We start from the raw sequence: 1,758 nt of genomic DNA on the forward strand, positions 1-1,758 counted from the left end.
CAACAACTGACGCCGGAGCCGCACCCCATCTCCGCTGGCAAATCTCGCCAGCGGATACCGGTCTTCAGCACGAACAAGATGCCGGTCAGCGCAGCCCGATCCGGTACCGGTTTGCGGCCCGGATGCTTGAAGCGCCGTGGCTTCGCTGGTGGTAGCAGCGGCTCGATCAGTGCCCACAGTTCGTCGTCGATGATTGGTTTGCCCATCTCCTCGATCCTGTTGATACGACGATCGAGGTTAACAGGTTGCGTTACGGGTTAACAGCCCCTATGAACTCTTTTTGAAACCGTCTCTTAGCGTAGGCGAAGGGGCGCACCGTTTATAGCACCGGCGATGCGCAATCTTAAACAGTTACCAACTAACGATCTCATCAAGCCGCTTATCGAGCGCCGTCAACCCGTTCTTCTGTAGTTCGCGAACGCAGCGGCGAATTGCCTTCGCATGACGTTCGGCCGCATGCATCTGGAATGCCGAGTTTGTCAGCGACATCCGCCACGCTTAATTTTTCGCCGTAGTCTTTCACGTCCGCAGTGGCGAGTTGGTCGAAGATTTTCTCCGCTTCGCCCAGTTTCGTGCCACCGAATAGATCCTTTAACTTGCCCCGTACATGTGTGTGGTACACCTCGCCGATCTTGCCGCAGCCGAACCTTAGTTTTTGGTACTCTCGGCCGGTCTTCAACGCTTTGTATTTTGCCGCCAGTTTCCTAAACTTTTTATCAGCCTTCGGATCGGTGAAATCGAAGTCCCTGAACTTTGTAATCCACCGAGCAAGGCTTTCATTGGCGTCGAGTATCCTTTTGCAGATTCTTCGAAGCCGCGGGCGGCTTCCTTGAAATCTGGAATTGCTATGCCGAACAAGGGCTTGAGCAGCTTGATTACCTTTTCCACCGCACACAAGCCGAGATCGGCTTCCTCAAATGCCGACTTTTCTTCTTTCGACATCCACCCTCCTTTCCACGGCCGTGATTGCCGCGCTCGTCTGCCAGTTTACGGCTTGCGCGCGTCGCTAGCCGTGCCTCACCTTCCCTTCCGCGTACGCTTGTTTATAGGCAACAGCTTGCTGAACTGCTAGATGAATAACGCGGACAATCAACGCGTGTGACTTGAATGGGGGCGGTAGATTGTCCGGGCCGAGTTTCAGCAGGTAAGTGCCCAGCCCGTCGAGAAAGCCACTCCTGGCGCTGACGACAGATCGGAGCAGCGGTGCGCGCCGGGATACGAGCGCCAATATCAGGCGCGTGACAAAAGTCGGAATCCTGGCTCTGCGCCGTTCGTCGGCTACGTACGATGCGAAGAGCGCCGTGATGGCGTCGGAATCGGCTGGCAGGGCGAAACGCGGGTCAGTGATGTCGATCACGGGCAGGCGCTGGCCCTGCACCGTACTCGCGCAGGTCATTGGCCGTTGGGTGTTCCGCTTCGCTGTGGGGTTCATCGTCGACATTTTGCGCTTCCTCCTTTCATCGCGTGTCGCCCGGCGTCCGGTCTGTGCATCGCGCCTCGGATAAAATGCAGGGACTGTGACACTGGCCGGAGAGGCTTCCCGGAGGCGCGGCGTCGCGCTGAACGTCGGCGGCAATGGCGAAGCGGGTGAACTGCATTGCGGTTGCCGCATACCCCACGGACATACCATGAAATTCGATCATCCTGATCCCGAACTCAACAATCCGTTGACTGACGAAGAGCTGGAATTCCTCGAACGCTTTCTTTCGGGCAATGCCGTCTGCAACGATGCGATGGGTGCGGTCATGTTGCATGGCT

At 57.0% G+C, this 1,758-nt stretch carries 4 protein-coding genes; all 4 read right to left on the reverse strand.

What is annotated here, in order from left to right; genetic code table 11:
* The coding region (locus E1N52_RS43560; protein WP_133191065.1) for a transposase at positions 1–206 on the reverse strand (206 nt) is incomplete at its 3' end.
* Positions 207–379: 173 nt separating this feature from the next.
* Positions 380–679 carry a hypothetical protein gene (locus tag E1N52_RS43565; RefSeq protein WP_133191240.1) on the reverse strand — a complete coding sequence of 100 codons (300 nt, stop codon included), beginning with the start codon at positions 677–679 and terminating at the stop codon, positions 380–382.
* Positions 676–942, reverse strand: a complete 267-nt coding sequence (locus E1N52_RS43570) for a hypothetical protein (protein ID WP_133191242.1) — start codon at positions 940–942, stop codon at positions 676–678. The genes E1N52_RS43565 and E1N52_RS43570 overlap by 4 nt, the downstream gene beginning before the upstream one ends.
* Positions 943–1,006: 64 nt before the next feature.
* Complete coding sequence (locus E1N52_RS43575; protein ID WP_133191244.1) at positions 1,007–1,441, reverse strand: hypothetical protein; 435 nt, start codon at positions 1,439–1,441, stop codon at positions 1,007–1,009.
* Between the last annotated feature and the right edge of the window lie 317 nt (positions 1,442–1,758).

The organism is Paraburkholderia guartelaensis (assembly GCF_004353905.1).
GTDB classification, from domain to species: Bacteria; Pseudomonadota; Gammaproteobacteria; order Burkholderiales; family Burkholderiaceae; genus Paraburkholderia; species Paraburkholderia guartelaensis.